Annotated in this window: 17 protein-coding genes and 1 pseudogene; 9 read left to right on the top strand and 9 right to left on the bottom strand. The window is 61.6% G+C overall.

The window, feature by feature from the left end; translation table 11 throughout:
- The first annotated feature begins 169 nt into the window (after window positions 1-169).
- The 3 genes from ACK9YZ_RS12175 to ACK9YZ_RS12165 all read left to right on the top strand — a co-directional run bounded on the left by ACK9YZ_RS12175 (window position 170) and on the right by ACK9YZ_RS12165 (window position 3,800).
- Entirely contained in the window at window positions 170-856 is a 687-nt protein-coding gene (locus ACK9YZ_RS12175; RefSeq protein ID WP_416063979.1) for a response regulator, read from the top strand.
- Between the two features lie 2 nt (window positions 857-858).
- Window positions 859-2,151 (top strand): ATP-binding protein, encoded by a 1,293-nt coding sequence (locus ACK9YZ_RS12170; protein WP_416063978.1) that lies wholly within the window; start codon window positions 859-861, stop codon window positions 2,149-2,151.
- 191 nt (window positions 2,152-2,342) lie between these two features.
- Entirely contained in the window at window positions 2,343-3,800 is a 1,458-nt protein-coding gene (locus ACK9YZ_RS12165; RefSeq protein WP_416063977.1) for an efflux transporter outer membrane subunit, read from the top strand.
- A gap of 83 nt (window positions 3,801-3,883) precedes the next feature.
- Here the strand turns inward: ACK9YZ_RS12165 and ACK9YZ_RS12160 are convergent.
- A pseudogene (locus tag ACK9YZ_RS12160) lies at window positions 3,884-4,090 on the bottom strand (DUF992 domain-containing protein); the annotation flags it as partial.
- A gap of 30 nt (window positions 4,091-4,120) precedes the next feature.
- Window positions 4,121-5,158, bottom strand: coding sequence for a tRNA dihydrouridine(20/20a) synthase DusA (gene dusA, locus ACK9YZ_RS12155; protein WP_416063976.1), 1,038 nt, complete (start codon window positions 5,156-5,158; stop codon window positions 4,121-4,123).
- A gap of 197 nt (window positions 5,159-5,355) precedes the next feature.
- Between dusA and ACK9YZ_RS12150 the strand changes: the two genes are divergently transcribed.
- From ACK9YZ_RS12150 to ACK9YZ_RS12140, 3 genes are all read left to right on the top strand, one after another.
- Window positions 5,356-5,649 carry a hypothetical protein gene (locus ACK9YZ_RS12150; protein ID WP_416063975.1) on the top strand — a complete coding sequence of 98 codons (294 nt, stop codon included), beginning with the start codon at window positions 5,356-5,358 and terminating at the stop codon, window positions 5,647-5,649.
- A 381-nt stretch (window positions 5,650-6,030) separates the two neighbouring features.
- The gene (locus tag ACK9YZ_RS12145; RefSeq protein WP_416063974.1) at window positions 6,031-6,183 is read left to right on the top strand and encodes a hypothetical protein; all 153 of its coding nucleotides are present in this window, start codon (window positions 6,031-6,033) and stop codon (window positions 6,181-6,183) included.
- Between the two features lie 210 nt (window positions 6,184-6,393).
- Entirely contained in the window at window positions 6,394-7,047 is a 654-nt protein-coding gene (locus ACK9YZ_RS12140) for a hypothetical protein (RefSeq protein ID WP_416063973.1), read from the top strand.
- Between the two features lie 283 nt (window positions 7,048-7,330).
- Here the strand turns inward: ACK9YZ_RS12140 and ACK9YZ_RS12135 are convergent, their stop codons facing one another.
- The 6 genes from ACK9YZ_RS12135 to ACK9YZ_RS12110 form a co-directional block, all read right to left on the bottom strand.
- Window positions 7,331-7,672, bottom strand: a complete 342-nt coding sequence (locus ACK9YZ_RS12135; protein WP_216754940.1) for a hypothetical protein — start codon at window positions 7,670-7,672, stop codon at window positions 7,331-7,333.
- A 263-nt stretch (window positions 7,673-7,935) separates the two neighbouring features.
- Window positions 7,936-8,727 (bottom strand): glycoside hydrolase family 108 protein, encoded by a 792-nt coding sequence (locus ACK9YZ_RS12130; RefSeq protein ID WP_416063972.1) that lies wholly within the window; start codon window positions 8,725-8,727, stop codon window positions 7,936-7,938.
- Window positions 8,728-9,255: 528 nt separating this feature from the next.
- Complete coding sequence (locus ACK9YZ_RS12125) at window positions 9,256-11,790, bottom strand: CHC2 zinc finger domain-containing protein (RefSeq protein ID WP_416063971.1); 2,535 nt, start codon at window positions 11,788-11,790, stop codon at window positions 9,256-9,258.
- 108 nt (window positions 11,791-11,898) lie between these two features.
- Entirely contained in the window at window positions 11,899-12,300 is a 402-nt protein-coding gene (locus ACK9YZ_RS12120) for a helix-turn-helix domain-containing protein (RefSeq protein WP_416063970.1), read from the bottom strand.
- Between the two features lie 117 nt (window positions 12,301-12,417).
- A complete protein-coding gene (locus ACK9YZ_RS12115; RefSeq protein WP_416063969.1) occupies window positions 12,418-12,630 on the bottom strand; it encodes a hypothetical protein in 213 nt (70 codons plus the stop codon).
- Complete coding sequence (locus ACK9YZ_RS12110; protein ID WP_416063968.1) at window positions 12,623-12,850, bottom strand: hypothetical protein; 228 nt, start codon at window positions 12,848-12,850, stop codon at window positions 12,623-12,625. Before ACK9YZ_RS12110 ends, ACK9YZ_RS12115 begins: the two co-directional genes overlap by 8 nt.
- Window positions 12,851-13,121: 271 nt before the next feature.
- Here ACK9YZ_RS12110 and ACK9YZ_RS12105 point away from each other — a divergent pair, with 271 nt between their 5' ends.
- Window positions 13,122-13,760: a helix-turn-helix domain-containing protein gene (locus tag ACK9YZ_RS12105; protein WP_416063967.1), complete on the top strand. Its 639-nt coding sequence runs from the start codon at window positions 13,122-13,124 to the stop codon at window positions 13,758-13,760.
- Window positions 13,761-14,036: 276 nt separating this feature from the next.
- Here the strand turns inward: ACK9YZ_RS12105 and ACK9YZ_RS12100 are convergent, their stop codons facing one another.
- Complete coding sequence (locus tag ACK9YZ_RS12100) at window positions 14,037-14,570, bottom strand: DUF1269 domain-containing protein (protein WP_216754936.1); 534 nt, start codon at window positions 14,568-14,570, stop codon at window positions 14,037-14,039.
- A gap of 384 nt (window positions 14,571-14,954) precedes the next feature.
- Here ACK9YZ_RS12100 and ACK9YZ_RS12095 point away from each other — a divergent pair, with 384 nt between their 5' ends.
- Both ACK9YZ_RS12095 and ACK9YZ_RS12090 read left to right on the top strand, forming a co-directional pair.
- Window positions 14,955-15,587, top strand: a complete 633-nt coding sequence (locus ACK9YZ_RS12095) for a CatB-related O-acetyltransferase (protein WP_416063966.1) — start codon at window positions 14,955-14,957, stop codon at window positions 15,585-15,587.
- Between the two features lie 297 nt (window positions 15,588-15,884).
- Complete coding sequence (locus ACK9YZ_RS12090; RefSeq protein WP_416063965.1) at window positions 15,885-16,127, top strand: DUF1902 domain-containing protein; 243 nt, start codon at window positions 15,885-15,887, stop codon at window positions 16,125-16,127.
- Window position 16,128: the final 1 nt, after the last annotated feature.

Raw genomic sequence — 16,128 nt, 5'->3', positions numbered from 1 at the left:
ATTGCCGTTCATGCATGGCAAGCGGGTCTTGGCGCGCGTCGATGTCATGGCAGGATAAGTAACGGGGCGAACGTTAAGTGCGGTCAAGTTAGTGTTAAGTTGGGTAAAACCTGGCCGCACGACGGTATTCGTGCTGTATGGCTTGTCGAAATTGATAATGGAAACGCGAATGAACAAGGTTCTCCTCATCGATGACGATGCCGAGCTGACGACGCTTCTGCAGGAATATCTGGTCGAGGAAGGATATGACGTCGTAACGGACACGGACGGCCGCGCCGCCATTGCTGCCGCTGCCGGCAATACGGTCGACATCATCGTGCTCGACATCATGATGCCCCGCATGAACGGGATCGAAGTCCTGCAGAGGGTCAGGAAGCTGAGCCAGGTCCCCGTCCTGATGCTGACGGCAAGAGGTGATGATGTCGATCGGATATCCGGTCTCAATCTCGGCGCCGACGACTATGTGCCGAAGCCTTGCTCGCCGGGCGAGCTTGCGGCGAGGCTGCGCGCCATTCTGCGACGCGCGGGTCAGCGGGCAACAGGGGTGTCGGCCGAGACCGTAAGGGCAGGGCAGCTCGTGATCCATTCCGGCAGCAGAAGCGCCGAATGGCGCGGTGCGACTTTGGAGCTGACCGGCACCGAGTTCAGCCTGTTGGAAGTTCTCGCCCGCAGCGCCGGCCAGCTGGTGTCGAAGCAGGATATTTCGAAGCGGGCCTTCGGCAAGCCGCTCACGCCGTTCGATCGCCGGATCGACGTCCATATCAGTAGCGTTCGCCAGAAGCTCGGATTGAGGGAGGACGGGCAATCCTGGATCCAGTCCGTTCGCGGCCAGGGCTATCAACTTCTCGTGGACTGACCATGCCCCGGCTTTTCTGGAAGTTCTTCGCGATCATCTGGCTGACCTTTGTGGTGGGCGTCGGGGCAGTCATTCTTATCGTCAACCTCTTTCAGATTCCGCCTCCCGGCCGCGATCGGGAGTACCAGGAGCGGGCGATCATCCTGGCGCTGACGGCGAACGTGCTCACAAGGGACGGCGAGGAGGCCGCCGCGCGTTTCATCCGCACAAGTGAGGTGACGACACCGCTCGGGCTGACGCTTTCGAAGATGGCGGACCCGAGTGCGTGCGCAGGCGAAGGCACGGCGGAGATGAGATCCGTCCTCAAGGACGCAACTTGCTACCGGATCTCCGTGGCGCCGGAAGCCAGCTTCCTTCTCAACATCATGGATAACCTGGCTCTGCTGGTGCCTTGGCTTGCGATCTTCGTTTCGAGCACGGTCGCTGCGGCAGCACTCGCCGGATACCTCATTCGTCCGGTCGTCCACCTTCGCGACGGCCTGAGTGCGCTTGCCCACGGCCGTTTCGACTTCCGCATCGGAGACCAGATGGCGGGACGAAGGGACGAGGTCACCGCGCTGGCGCATGATTTCGATTCCACCGCCGCACGGCTGCAAGAGCTTCAGGATGCGCAGCAGAGACTGTTCCATGACGTTTCCCATGAGCTGCGTTCGCCCTTGTCCCGCCTGCAGGCCGCAGTCGGCGTCCTCCGGCAGAGCCCGGCCAGGCTCGGCGCCATGCTGGATCGTATGGACAGGGAGGTCGAACGGCTCGATACGTTGGTGGGAGAGGTTCTGACGCTTGCCAGGCTGACGGTGGGATCCGGCCTGCCGCTGAAGACGCAGACCCTCGATGTCATCGAACTCCTGAACGAAATCCTCGGTGACGCGGCCTTCGAAGCCCAGGCGCGTGAGGTCTCGATCACCACGGGGGTCGACGGCGTCTTCCGCGCCGAGGTCGAGGGCGAGCTCATCTACAGGGCGCTCGAAAACGTCGTCCGCAACGCGGTCAAGTATACCGCCGATCATTCGTTCATCTCGGTGTCCTGCGAGGCGACGGCCGACCGCCTCAAGATCTGCGTCACGGATCAGGGGCCGGGCGTCAGGCGAGACGAACTCGAACGGATCTTCCAGCCGTTTTCACGCGGGAAGGATGCCGTGCCGAGAGGCGGATACGGTCTGGGTCTCGCCATCACCCGGCAGGCCATCGAACGCCATGGCGGGCGCGTGCATGCGTCATTGCCGGAGGCGGGTGGCCTGGCGATCACCCTGGAGCTTCCCAGACAGCCCAGATCCTTCGGCCGGGATTTTACCTAACTTTACGGTTTCTTAACCGCCATTAACCTTGGCCTCGCTAAGCCTGAACCCTCGATCCAGGTTCGGAAGGCTCGCCAGTGAGTAGGTCGCTTTGCACAAGACTATCATCCCTCAGTTCCGCCACATCGGGACTAGAGCGGTTCAGCTTTTCACGGAAGCGCATAACCGCTCCAAGTTTTTGTTTTTACGCAATGCCGGACGGAAAACCGCTTCGCACTTTTCCTGGAATTGCTCTCGCGCTTCTGCTGGCGGGCTGCGTCAGCGGCCCGGATCACGTTCCCCCGCAGATGCCGCTTCCGGCGAAATTCGAAGAGGGGAGTAACAAGAGCAACGGCAATGTCGTGACGGAGCAGTGGTGGACCGCCTATCGCGACACGAAGCTCGACGGGTGGGTCGTTTACGGCCTCAGCGAGAACCTTGATGTGCTGCAGGCGCTCGAAAGCATCAACTCGGCTTCCGCCAACGTAACGATTGCCGGTGCAGGGAGCCTGCCGAGCCTGACTGTCGGCGCATCTCATACAGTATCCGGCGAGAAGGGACGGCTCCGCACCACGGTTGGCGCCACGAACACAACGGGAGGCGATGCCAGCCTTTCCTGGCTGCTCGACTTCTTCGGCCAGTACCGTCGTTCGAAAGAGAGCGCGATTGCCTCGCTTGGGGCAGCCTATGCGACGGCCGACAATGCAAAACTCACCTTTCTGAAGGAACTGGTCGACAGCTATATCGACGCCCGCTACTATCAGGAGCGCATCGCGCTTTCTCAGGCGAACTTGAAATCCCGCCAGCAGACCTATGAACTCACGCTGCTGCAGCTCAAGGCAGGTGCGGCCTCCCGCCTCGACGTCGTTCAGGCCGAGGGCTTGGTACAGTCGACGAAGGCCGACATTCCCGGCCTCGAACAGAGCTTCACCGAGTCGGCCCATCAGATTGCAACCTTGCTCGGAATGCCGGCGGCCTCGCTGACGGACGAGCTGCGCAAGAGTGCGGGCCAGCCGGTTTTCCACGGCGACATTCGCGCCGGCATTCCGGCCGATCTTATCCGCAATCGTCCCGATATTCGCAAGGCAGAACGCGAGCTGGCGGCGGCCGTGGCCGATATCGGCGCAGCCGAAGCCCAGCTCTACCCGTCGATCTCGCTTTCCGGCTCGATTTCACCGAGCTGGGTCAAATCGTCCGGCGCCGGTGGCGGCGGCCTGACGAGCTGGTCTTTCGGGCCAACGCTCAGCCTGCCGATCTTCGATGGCGGAAAATTGCGGGCCAATGTCGAGGTCGAGAAATCCGATGCCAGGACCCAATATCTGGCGTGGAAGGCAGCGGTGCTGAACGGCGTCGAAGAAGTTGAAAACGCGATCTCGGCCGTTCGCCGTGACACGCAGACGCTGGAACCGTGGCGCAGACAGGTGCAGACGGCACAGGAAGCGCTCGCGCTATCGACCACCAGCTACAAGGATGGCGCTTCGTCGCTGCTCGATGTCCTGGATGCGCAGCGCTCGGTTTCCGATGCTGAGGAAAGCCTTGCAGCCACCGTGCAGCAGGTCGCCAAGGACTATGCAGATTTGTACGTTGCCGTGGGTGCCGGCTACGTGGCGCAAGAAGGACACTCCGATTTCGCAGGGGCCACAACGCAAGCGCGAATTCCAACCAGGTAGCTGATCGACAAAGTCCAGCGCCACAGGCAGAAGCGGAAATCGTGTCCGACTACCGACTTGGCGCAATGGTGGAAAGCGCCGCCTCAAAAGGCGGCGTTGTCGACCTGGCGCGCCGGTCTCAGCTCGAGGCGAGAGACGCTGGCGGCGACGTTCACCCCGGTTCCGGCTTCACCGCTGAGCGGCTGCAATGCGAAATTCTTCGAATTTCCGCCCACCAGGGCATTTGCCCCGAGGCCGACACCGACGGAAGCACCCGCCGAAGCGCCGACTTAGGTGCCGGCAAGAGCGCCCCATCGCCAAAGGAAACGGCAGGCGTGGCCTCAGGCGCTGACGGCTTCCGCCGTGCCTGCGAAATCGACCGCGGCGAAGGCTGCGGCGATCACTTCCGGGCCGGCATTCGGCTTTGCGGCATCGGTCGACAGGATCTGGCGATAGCGGCGGGCGCCGGGTAGGCCGGTGAAGAGGCCGACCATATGACGGGCGATATGCTGCAGGCGGCCGCCATTGGCGATATGGCTCTCGGCATAGGCCATCATGCGGTCGCGCAACTCGTTCCAATCCGGCTCCGTGGCGGGGGCGCCATAGAAGCGGTGATCGACGTCGGCGAGGATGCCGGCATTCTGATAGGCGGCGCGGCCGAGCATGACGCCATCGACATGGGCAAGATGCGCTTCCGCCTCATCCAGCGTGTGGATGCCGCCATTGATGCCGATGAAGATATCGGGGAAGCGGGCCTTCATGCGGTAGACGATCTCGTAATCGAGCGGCGGGATTTCGCGGTTTTCCTTTGGCGACAGGCCCTTCAGCCAGGCCTTGCGGGCATGGATCCAGATCGCGTCGGCGCCGGCATCGATCACCCTGGTCATCAGGGTCGGCAGCGCCACTTCCGGGTCCTGCTCGTCGACGCCGATGCGGCATTTGACCGTGACCGGGACATCAGCGACCTTCTTCATGGCGGCGATGCAGTCTGCAACCGTCTCGGGTGTGAGCATCAGGCAGGCGCCGAACGTGCCTGACTGCACGCGATCCGACGGGCAGCCGACATTGAGATTGATCTCGTCATAACCATAGGGCTCGGCAATGCGCACGGCCTCGGCAAGCTTGGCCGGATCGGAACCGCCGAGCTGCAGGGCGACGGGGTGTTCGGCGGCATCGAAGGAGAGCAGCCGCTCGCGCGGGCCGTGGATGATTGCGTCGGCGACGACCATTTCCGTATAGAGCAGGGCGTGGCGGCTGAGCTGGCGGTGGAACGTGCGGCAGTGGCGGTCCGTCCAATCGATCATGGGCGCAACGGCGAAGACCGGCGCCTTGAAATAGCGCTGGTTGCTCTCGGATGCAGCCGTTTTTGCCGTCGTCATGATCTCAAATCTTCTTTCGTCTGGTCGTATGTCTCCGTGGCCTCATGTCGTGGCAGAGGCCCGATCCTGCAAGCCCTCAATGGCAAAAGCCGGACGGGGTGCCGCGATGGGACGAGGGCTTATACATGAGGCATGGCGATAAAGCGAGATGGGGTGTCGAGAGCCGTCGTCATCCGCCTGGAGGCTGTCACGCGCACTTGACCCCGGTGCCGTTTTCCGGGAAGGCAACGCAGGGCGATCCTGACATTCTCGGTGTCGGGATCGAGCAAAGGAGTACAATCAGCGTCATGGTCGAGGATAGCGCAGGGATCAAGGCATTGCTTTCAATGCCCAGGCGAGACAACAGCGCCTATCTGGAAACGCTCCGGCTGGTGCGGGAGGCGTTCGCCGAGGCCGAGGAAGACTTTGGCGGCAAGGTTCTTGCAACGACAGACAGCGCCCGGGACGAAGCCGGCAATATCGTCATCATGACCGTGATCAGGCCGGCATAATGGAGTACAGGGGCGAGACGATCGCCTGAAACAGAGTGCAATTGAACCAAAATCTTTCTGCCGCGTTTCTGCCACAAACAGGAGGATTTAAATGGATAGCCTGCTTCTGATCGCCATCCTTTGCGGTCTCATGTCTTTCGCCATGGTCTGGATCCAGATGAGAGAATAGTTTTCTGCGCCAAAGACTTGGCGCTTTCCTGTCTATCTGCCGGCACTGCTTGTCCCGCGCCGGAAAGCCACCCTTGTTATTGCCCTGAAACGATGCTCTTGACTTATCCAGAAATGAGAACAAAATGAGAACAAATAAACGTTCTCATCTATGTTCTGATGGAGAGTTCGATGGCAGCAAGCCCGAGTTATTCAGGAGCAGCAGACAGGGCCATGGCCTTTGCCGCGCAACTGCGCGCAGACCGCGAGCGCCACGAAGCGCGCAGGCGGGAAGAACAGCGCCGCATCGAGGCGATGCGGCCGATCAACAAGCATGTGCTGAAGGTGTTTGGCGGGCAGCAGTTGGCGCTGAAGCTGGATAGCTGAGTGGTGGGTGCGATCATTAAACGTTTTGACGTTACCGGGCGATGGCCGGGGCGGTTGAGGCGGTATGTGTGTGAAGCGTTGCTTGGTGTTGCGCGTATTCCTCTGATGTCTTTACAATTTTTTGAATGGGCCGTGGACGGCTTGGGATTTCAAAGGTAGAAATACTGCAACTATTCGGGGTGGGTTTTCATGAAAAGATTATGGTCAATCATGGCTGCGGTTGCGGTCATCACATCCATTGCGTTTGCGCAGGATGAGAAAGGTGCCGTTTTACAGAGGCAGATGGACGCTTTCGCCCGCGTCGATCCTTATATGCATGCAATTCTTGTCGATCATATGGATGAGACTCGGCAGATATTCGACGAATTTTTGCAGACCCGAGATGTGGCCGCCATGCAGAAGGCCCTCGGTAGCATCGTTGTGATGTCGGGAACGTCGGCACTTTCGCGTGCAAGTGACACGTATGCAATCGGTGTTTTGAACAAGACGGTTGAACTCGTCGATGTCTTGATCGACCAATATCCCGAAGGATGCAGATATTTTGACGTCGACGCCATGCCGCGAGACGGGTTGGCCATTCCAGCGGTCGCTCAACGATACCATGATTATCTGGAAGCCAAGCGTCTTGCTTATCAGGATGGGAAATCCCGCGAGCAGATTCCCAGGATGGTGCCCAAGGATATGCTTCAGCTGACAACCACCTATCTCGGCCTCAGCATCGAGGATATACGGATGTTGGCGAATTTCATGCAGGCTCCGGCTGGACGCCTGTGCTCAATCTTAAAGAAGCTGAACACCATCGACCCGGTGCCGGAGGCGCAGAGGGGGAGTTGGGCAAGGGCGACCATCTCGTCGAGAGGGTAGCGCTGCCGGTATGGCGCGCTTTCACCAACCGATATCAGTCCGCGGCGAGCCTTGCGGCGGCGGGTAGGTGCCATAGGAGCGGACCATGCAGCCCGGGCTCCGGGGTAAGGACGAATTTAAGCGGATAGGCCTTTACCGCCGCGGGGAGGGGCACTTTTCTGAGGGCCGTGTCACGACCTGCGCCCGGAAGCATTACCTTCCTGCTTTTCCGACTTGGTGCTGCCCTGCGCCCGCCTTGCCATCCGCAGGCGGCGAGCGCCGAAAGGCAGTCAATACGTCCATCTCAACCGCCCCGGAAGATCTTGATCAGCTTTGGGGTGTAGCGGTGATTTTTCATGTCGAGCGTATCCTGATAGGTTATGTCGCCGGAAACGATCGCATTTGTGTATCGGCTGCAGAAAGCCTTCGGAGCGTCCTTGTCTGCCACATTCAGCGCGACAGCGGCGTTATGGCGGGCCTTCTTGTCGGAAAAGCCGACCTGCCTGATGCACTCGTCCAAAAGCCCGTTTCTCTGACTCTCGCTGCCTCGCACCACCCTGACAGCTGCATCATATTGTTTCTCGGTCGGAACACAGCCGGTGAGCAACCCGGTGGCGATCAATGTCAATGCAAGATAAGCGCGCATGATTATTCCTCAATTGTGCTGCTGCCAGAGTCTTGTGCTGTGATTTGCGAGACCTCTTTATTTCGATTCTCGCGTGGCGGGAATTATGTTCTTTAATTTATTTTGTTTCTTCTAGATTTGGTTGAAAATTGCATCGCCTGATGACAGGCGTGTGGCAGCAGGCGGGAGGCTCTTATCGCGGATGCAGTCCAAGTGCGGATAAACAGGATGTATGGGCTGATGAGCCGGTGACGCTGCCATTCGACGAGGACCAGCTTCGGTCGTTACCGCCCGGTGGCCCGGTATGCCTCTGCGCGTTCCTTTTCTCTTGCGGCCCTCATGACCAGCACACACGCCACGACCAGCCCGGCCAGCATCAGCGCACCAAGCGCGAGCAAATTCGGCTCCGCCGGCAGGGCGGCGCCGGTCCCCGCACTACCCGAGGCCGAAACCGCAATCGCCGCACCAGCCTTCCGCAGTGTCCCCGCAGTCTTCTCCGCCTTCTCCGCCTCATCCGCTAGCGCCGCCTTCGCATCCACCCCCGGCTGGCCGCGCAGGAACATCGCCACCGCCTTGGCCTCGATCTTCGCCACGCGGGCCGACCAGCCCTTGCCGTAGGTCTTCCAGATCGCCAGGCTTTGCATGAAGCTTAGCCTCCGGGCGCAGAGTGCTTTGATTTCCCTGGTGCCGGCGGTGGCTGCTTTGGCGCGGGTGACTGGCCCGAATTTACCGTCCGCGGGGGCACCGATCACGGCCTGGGCGTCGCGCAGCGCGCGGGCGGGGCCGGAGTTGACGGCGTAGTCGAAGGTGGCGAGGTCGAAGCCGGAGGGCAGAGTGTCGCCGCCGATCTGGTCCCAGTATTTCGTCTTGTAGATGGGTTTGACGTTGTCGAGCGTCAGGTTTCGGATGTCGATGTCGGGGAAAGCGGCAGCCGAGATGCCGTATTTGGTGCCTTTCAGCGTGCCCTTGCCGATCTTGCCGCCGGTCCAGTTGCCAGGGTCGGTGCGCTCGGTGGAGAGGCCGCCTTCGGATGCGAGCGTGATGGAAAGGCATTCGGGGAAATTGGCCGCGGTCATGTCATATTCCTTTTTCGGTCGGATCGCGACAACCTTCCGACGGCAACAGTTGCGGCCGTCGCATAACCGTGGCAAACGGCGTGCCGGCAATCGGGCCTTTGCTTCGGGCAATGGCGCGGTGACGCTTGCAGAGGTGAGGGTTGGGTTTGGGTGGGGCCTCGCCGAGATCCGGTGGCTATCAGGCGCAAGATCCAGGACTGTGCGGTGAGGCTTTGGGGGGACGGTGGGGCCGCCGCCTCCGCTACAGGAAGGCGGAGTGGGGCGGCGGCGGCCCGGCCTTCGAGGGCCGATGAGACAACCGAGATCTTGCGGGATCGTTCCTCGATCGCGCCTAATCATATTGGGCTACTGCATAATTCCCTAAATCGGAATCGATTTTGGGATGAAATTATGCAGCAATCCAAAGTGCTACAGCGTCCTTTGCGCGTCTGAAAAGACGCGCGGCGCTGTAGGGAGGGCTTCGGTGTCGCCAATTGCTTTGCGATAGTGGCGGAAAAGCGCGAGGTCTCGCTCGGCAATAGCAGACGCTCAGAACACGTCGGCGTAACCCGGCGCGGCGGCGAATGTGTTTTCCTTCAGCGTCACCCCTTGCGCCACCATGCCGTTGGCCAACCGCACCAGGCGCACCTCGGGCATGGATTTCAAGCGCTGCGAGAAGGTGTTGACGGGCGGCAGGAAGCTTTCGCGGTAACCCTGGTCGATCGCCCATTTGCGGAAATCTTCAAACAGCCTTGCAGTGCGCAGCCAGCCGCCGGATGGTTCTGTCGACGCGGACTCGACGCGGATGTCGAACCATTCGTTCAGCGGATCGAGCAGCAGCCAGGAATTCAGCGCCTCCTTGGAACTTTCGGGGATTGTGTAGCTGCCATTGCGCTTCAGCCGCTGGGCGCCGGCTATGGCAAGGCCGAGCAGCAGTTCCAGCTCTTCTTCGGCGATGCGCTCGGCAATGTCGGGGATGACCTCGTTGTCGGGAATGGTGCGGTTGAACTGGACGACGACGAGGCGGCGGCGCAGGCCGCGGTCGATGCCGCCGTTGAAGCGGGGCAGGGTATTGGTGGTAAAGCAGTGCAGGGCGCGCGGGACGAAGCTTTGAACATCCTTGTAGAGGCTGCGGCCTTCGATGGGGTTCCCGGTGACTGCGGCCTTGAATTCCTCGCCTGATATGGCCGCAGCACTCAGTTCGTCGGCGACGTTTGCCGCCTTGCCGGCGAGATTGATGATGCGCTTCTCGTCATTGAAGAAGGCGGGCGAGATGGAGGATACCGAGCCTTCGGGCAGGAGTGCGCGAAAAAGCGAGGCGATGGTGGATTTGCCGTTGCTGGCGGTCTCGCCGAGCAGGATGAAAGCCTTCGGCTGGCGGATGCGGGTGGCAAGGCCGAAGGCGGCCGCCCCCAGCATCTCGGCGACGAGGTGGATCTTGTCGGCCGCATCGGGATCGCCGAGGAAAGCGCCATGCAGCAGCCGATGCAGAAGCGAGCCCTCAGGCGGGTGGCTCTCGGTGTGCATGTTATAATCAGCCGATATGGTGAAGCGGAAGCGGTCATCCGGGGCGTGCTCGCGGCAGATCACCTTGCCGGCGTCGTCAAGGGTGATGGTGCAGTTCTGCGCATTGACGCCGATGGCTGGATTGCCGAAGAAACCGGCATCGGCAGTGCGCGTGCCGAACTCGTTGATGATGCCGTCGATCATGTGCCTGCCGAGCTTCAGCGGCTTTTCCTTCGGGCCGATGCCGATGGCATCGAAGGCATGCATGGCAAGGCGGATCTTCTGCTCGGGGATGGCGCGCCAGGCAAAGGGGCCATAGGCCCAGAACCTGCCATCGGCGCGGACGATCCGCCCGCCGCAGGCTTGCTCCAGATGCTCGTTGAAGATGCGCGCCAGCCAGACTTCGGAGCCGAAGGGCTGGCTCGGAAACCATTCCGGCATGCGGTCTATGCCATCGGCGCCCGGCGGGGGCTCCTTTGGCCCGGGCTCGCCCGGCTTTTCTGCCGGCGGCTTCTCTACTGGTGGCGGGGGTTCTGCCGGGGCGGGCGTGTAGCGGCGGATGGTGGCGCGCATGAAGGCGTCGAGCTCGAGGCGCGTCCAGCCGGCATCGACGGCATCGGCGCTGTCCCAGCCCTTGCCGGGACGCCGGCCCGCCTGCCAGTCGGCGTGAGTGAAATGCCTGAGATCAGAGGCGGCCGTCGCGTCGGCAAAGCCCGCGAGGCGCACGCGCGCGCCGAGGCCGGAGAGGATGGCGGCGATCTCGTCCGCTGTCGAAAGGCCCGGCGCATCGAAATCCGGCCAGATCACCACGTCACGGCCTGATAGCGGCGACCAGTCGGTGTGCTTGACGCCTTGCGTACCGCCGGCCCAGGAAAGCACGGTGCGGCCGGATTTCTGCGCCAGCCTGTCGCGGCATTTCTCGCCCTCGACGACGATCACCTGCTTCGTCTTGCCGAGACTTTCGAGGCCATACAGCGGGCGCGGCCTGGGAAAGGGATAGCGGCACCAGGTCTCGCGCCCGTCGGGCAGACGGGCAAACATGACCATCGGCGTTTCCTTACCCCCGTCAGCGAGATCATGGCGCAGAACATAGCCTGTCAGAGCGCCATTGGCCTCACGATAGGGAAAGACCATTGACGGCGCAAAGGAGCCCCATTCGGAGCGGTCGCCCTTGCGCTTGGGATTATAGAGGCGGATGCGGACGCCGGGCTTGATCGGCTCCGAAGGCGGTGCCAGAGGGGTGATGCCTTCATAGGCGTCGCGCACCTGCCGCACGCGCGGGCCTATGTTCGGCCGGATATGGCTGGCGCCATCGAGAATACGGATCGCCTCGGTGAGATCGACGCCCTTGATCTGCTGCACGAAATCCAGGATATCGCCGCTCGCGCCGCAGCCGAAGCAGTGGAAGCGCTCGATGCCATCCTGGCCTGCGAAGATGGTGAAGGACGGCGTCTCCTCGGCGTGGAAGGGGCAGCAGGCCTGATATTCATGTCCTTTTCCCTGCAGCCTGCAGCCATAGTGCGCCGCTGTCTGAGACAGCGACACATCGCGGCGAAGCCGTTCGACATCTGAGGGCATGTTGCGGCTCTTGCAAGGAATGTTGTCGGTATCGCAACATGGCCGACGCGGTGCGGGCGGCGGCCATGGTCATTTCATGTATCCGGTGGGGATTTAACGGGATGCGGTTCATCGTGACGAGGAATTGGGAAACTTGCCTTCCAGCACCAGCCGGTAGCCGCGGCGATAACCGACATTGACAATGCCGATGCCGGAACCTTCGAGCTTCTGGCGCAGGTGGCAGAGCGCCACCTTGAAGGCGAGGTACATCTTGTCCGGCGATGGGCCGCCATCGGGGTCGTCGATATACATGGCGGTGAAGATGCGCTCGGTGATGACGGGCATGCCCTTGCCCTTCCAGACCGCCTCGAAGATGCGCCCTTCCATGGGCGTGATGCCATAGTGATCGATGACGATCTCGGGCGCGGGAATGGTGACCGGCTGCTTGCAGCAGGGGCAGAGCAGGGGCTTGGTGATGGCGAGCGGGGCGGGTGCCGCTGATGGGGTCGGGCGTGTCGTGATCGTCTGCATATCGGTCCTCACTTGTTTGGAGACGCGCGCCGTCCGATCCGGCGGTCGCCTGATGTCGTGGGTCTTCGGTCTTTGGTCTTCGGTCCTGGGGGCTTCGGTTTCCGGCGTGACTGAACCCTATGGCGGGGCCATCACCATCGCCCGGATGTGGTCTTCGAAAAGCGCGAGCCGGCGCAGCCGGTTTGCGAGATGCACGAGGTCGTCGACATCATCGTGGTCGATCATCAGCAGCGTTTCGCCGGCCGCTTCGCCGCCGTGCATGACGCAGCGCCCGACCAGCGCATCGATCAGTTCCGATTGCGCCAGCATGGAGAGCGGCTCCCTACGCATCCTGTTCCTCCGGCATCAGGTCGGAGAGGGTGAGCGAAACGCCAAGGCGCCTTGCCGCTAAAAGAAGCATGACCTGGTCGCGGCCATTGATGAGGCCGCGCTCATCCCGCAGCGCCCGCGAGATCTTGGAGCGATGGCGCTTGAGCTCGGCTGCGAGCTCGCTCGGCGTCAGCGCCAGTTTGGCGGTGACCTTCTGCCAGGGCGTCGGGGCCTTTGCCATGCTGATCTTCCCTCCTGCCATGCGGCTCTTGTTGTTGGAGTTGAGATTATGTTGTCGAAATCGCAACGTCAATCGCAAATAGGAAAAAATACCTATCTTTTACACTTCGGCGTCGGAGAGAGTGTTTTTCGACCGAAGGACGGGTAACGGTGCAACCGCAGCACATCAACCATGTGAAAGGTTGACGGCAAAAAGCCCGGTGCGGTTGCTTGCGTGTCGTTGCGTTTTTTGCAACAAATCAGCAACGCCGCATATGTGCATGGGGACACGGATGGCTGAGATCGATGGCGCCTGGTTTCACAACCAGCTTGATGACAGGGGGCAGTCGCTGCGCGCGCTCGCCCGCCATCTCGGCAAGGACGCCTCTGCCGTCTCCCGCACCTTCTCAGGCAAGCGCAGGATGACGATGGAGGAGGCAGCTGAGATTGCGGCCTTCCTCGGGGTGCCGGTGACCGAGGTCATGCATCATGCCGGCATTACAGGGCGTGCCGGCACGCCCTGGTACGGCGAGCGGCTGGGGCCAAAAGTCCTGCTCTCGGCCACGATCGGCGAGAATGGTGAAGTCCGCTCGCTTGCCGAGCCGCAGCTCTTGCCGCAAGCGGTGCTCGACAAGGCGCAGCCGGTAATCGCCGCCGGCCGCAACCGCGCCATCATCGCCGCCCAGGTGCGCGCCTCTTCCGGCCCGTTGTCGATCTGGGACGATGCCGTGCTGTTCTTCGCGCCGGCCGACAGTATCGAGCCAGATGCTACCGGCGCGCTTTCCATCTGCGGGCTGACGGGCGGCAGACAGATCCTCGCCAAGCTCGACCGCGCCCGCAAGACGGGCGAGGCGAGGGTGGTTTTGCCGGAGGGGAAGGTCGAGGAGGTGGTGCTGGTGAGTGCGACGCCGGTGCTGGCGCTGATACCGTAGGGACTGGTGTCGGAACTGTGCGAACAAGAGGGAAGCACGGGGGTGCCCCACGGCACGCCGCCTCGGCGCGTCGAGTGCTTTCATATCGAAGACATGCAACAGCGCCATGCGAAAGCAAAATCGTCATCCGCAGTTTCGAACGGCTGCTCAGCTATCCACATCGGCGCGACAAACCTGCGCCCCCAGCGCCTCGCGGCATCGAGCGGCATTACGATCTGAAAACAGATGTGCCGGGCGCACGGCCGGTGCCCGGCACTTTCGTTTTATGCCGAGCGCTCAGGCAGCCGGCGTCACAACCGCCGGCCCCGTCGCCAGCGCCTTGCGCAGCTGCTCTTCCTGCTCCGGCGAGAGCGAGGTACGCAGGATGGTGGCGTGTTCGCCCTTGAATTCGGCCAGCACTTTCTCGGCCTGCACCTTGCGCAGCAGCAGGAAGAGGGCGGAGCTGTTGACGGGGATGGTGTCGGCGAGCTTCTTGATGAGATCGTCGTTGATGCCGTAATCGGTCATCGAGCCGGCGAGCGCGCCGGAGCCCGCGCCGAAGGCGCCACCGAGGACCATTCCGGCCAGCGGATTGAGGAAGAGCAGGCCGACGAGCGAGCCCCAGAGCGCGCCCGAGAGCCCGCCGCTTGCCGCCCCTGTCGCCGTCAGATTGACGCTCTGCTTGAGGCGCACCTTGCCGGAAGCATCGCGCACGGCGATGACGGCGTCTTCGAGATCGACGAGATATTCCTTCTCAAGCTGGACGAGCCGGTTGAGCACGGTATCCGCCTTATCGACAGTATCGAAACCAAGCACTACAAGTTCTGACATCGCTTACCCTCCAGTTGCATTTACAGATGCGGCAGATAGGTCTCAGTGGCGCGCTGTCCATAGAGCGGGCGCCATTTGCTTTTGCTACCACTGGTTTGTGAGGGGGCGATGAAGGCGTGGCGTGCCTTAACGGGACGGGCGTCGAACGGCCAACGCGGATTTCGGCATGTTTTCCGCAGATCTTCAGGCCGGGGTTTTTCAGGACTGGCCGATATCAGCGCAAATGCCGAGGGCTTCGCCCAGTGCGGGAACTCTGCTGTGGATTCCGTCCTTCGGCCCATGTCACTGTGCGGTGGCGGCGGATAGATTTCCATCCGACCACGATCGAATGCCGTGCCGTCATATCGGCGGCAGGCTCTCACACGTCCGCGCAGGGGTCTTTTCATGCCGCTTCTCGATGCGAAATCAGCTTTTCCCATCACCTATCCCGATGGTCGGGTTTCGAAGGCGACGATGTATCTGAAGAACGTCATCGATCATCCGCGCATGGAGATCGGCGATTACAGCTATTTCACGCATTACGGAAAGCTGGAGGAGACGGCCGAGATCCTGGCGCCCTATCTCGGGCCGGGTTGCCGGGAGCGGCTTGTCATCGGCAAGTTCGTGCAGATCGCCCGCGGCAGCTATTTCATCACCAGTTCGGCCAATCACCCGATGGGCGGCATCACCACCTATCCGTTCCGCATCTTCAAGCCGGAGACCTTCGGCTACAAGGATCTGCCGGTGAAGGACACGGTAGTCGAGCATGACGTTTGGATCGGCCATGATGCCGTCATCATGCCCGGTGTCAGGATCGGCGCAGGCGCCATCGTCGCCGCCGCCTCGGTCGTCACCCGCGATGTGCCGCCCTATGCGGTCGTGGGAGGGAATCCGGCCAGCATCATCCGCATGCGTTATCCTGTCGAGGTCATCAGCGAGATCCTCGAACTTGCCTGGTGGGACTGGCCGATCGACAAGATCGAGGCCAATCTGCCGGCTCTGGAGAGCGGCGATCTCGCGGCCCTCAAGCGGACCTGAACCGGTGCTGGGCAGGTCCTTACAGGAGCGCGATGCCTGCGACCGCCGGCGCGGAAAGGAACGAGCCGCGCGGGACGAGGTTCATTTTCACACTGCCGGATGAGGCGGGGTTACAGGAGTTGCATTGAAGCGTTGCGAGCGGGGAGCCGTGGTTTGCCCCGATGATCGCGATTGCAGAGGCTCTACTAAAAATTCACTTTCTTTCCGCTACATATGTGCACTATGACACCATGGCGAGCCACGCTGGTGGCGCGCGAGCGTGTTGGACAATCGTGTCCGATTTGGAGAACTCATCGTATGAAGCACGTATCGATCGTTGTGCGCGCGGAGTGGGATGAAGAGGCTGCCGTCTGGGTCGCCAGCAGCAGCGACATCGATGGGCTGGCCGTTGAGGCCGATACTCTGGAAGCTCTTGAGCCCAAGGTCATCGCGGCCATAACGGATCTTTTGGAGCTGAACGGATTTACGTCCGACCTGCCGGAAATCCCTGTTCATATCATGGCCGAGCAGCTCGTTCGTATCCCCAATCCCACCTACTGAC

It is taken from the genome of Rhizobium sp. ZK1 (assembly GCF_047782645.1).
In the GTDB taxonomy this organism is placed as follows: domain Bacteria; phylum Pseudomonadota; class Alphaproteobacteria; order Rhizobiales; family Rhizobiaceae; genus Rhizobium.
The sequence above is the reverse complement of the archived record's forward strand: the minus strand, read 5'-3'. Positions and strand labels throughout refer to the sequence as shown.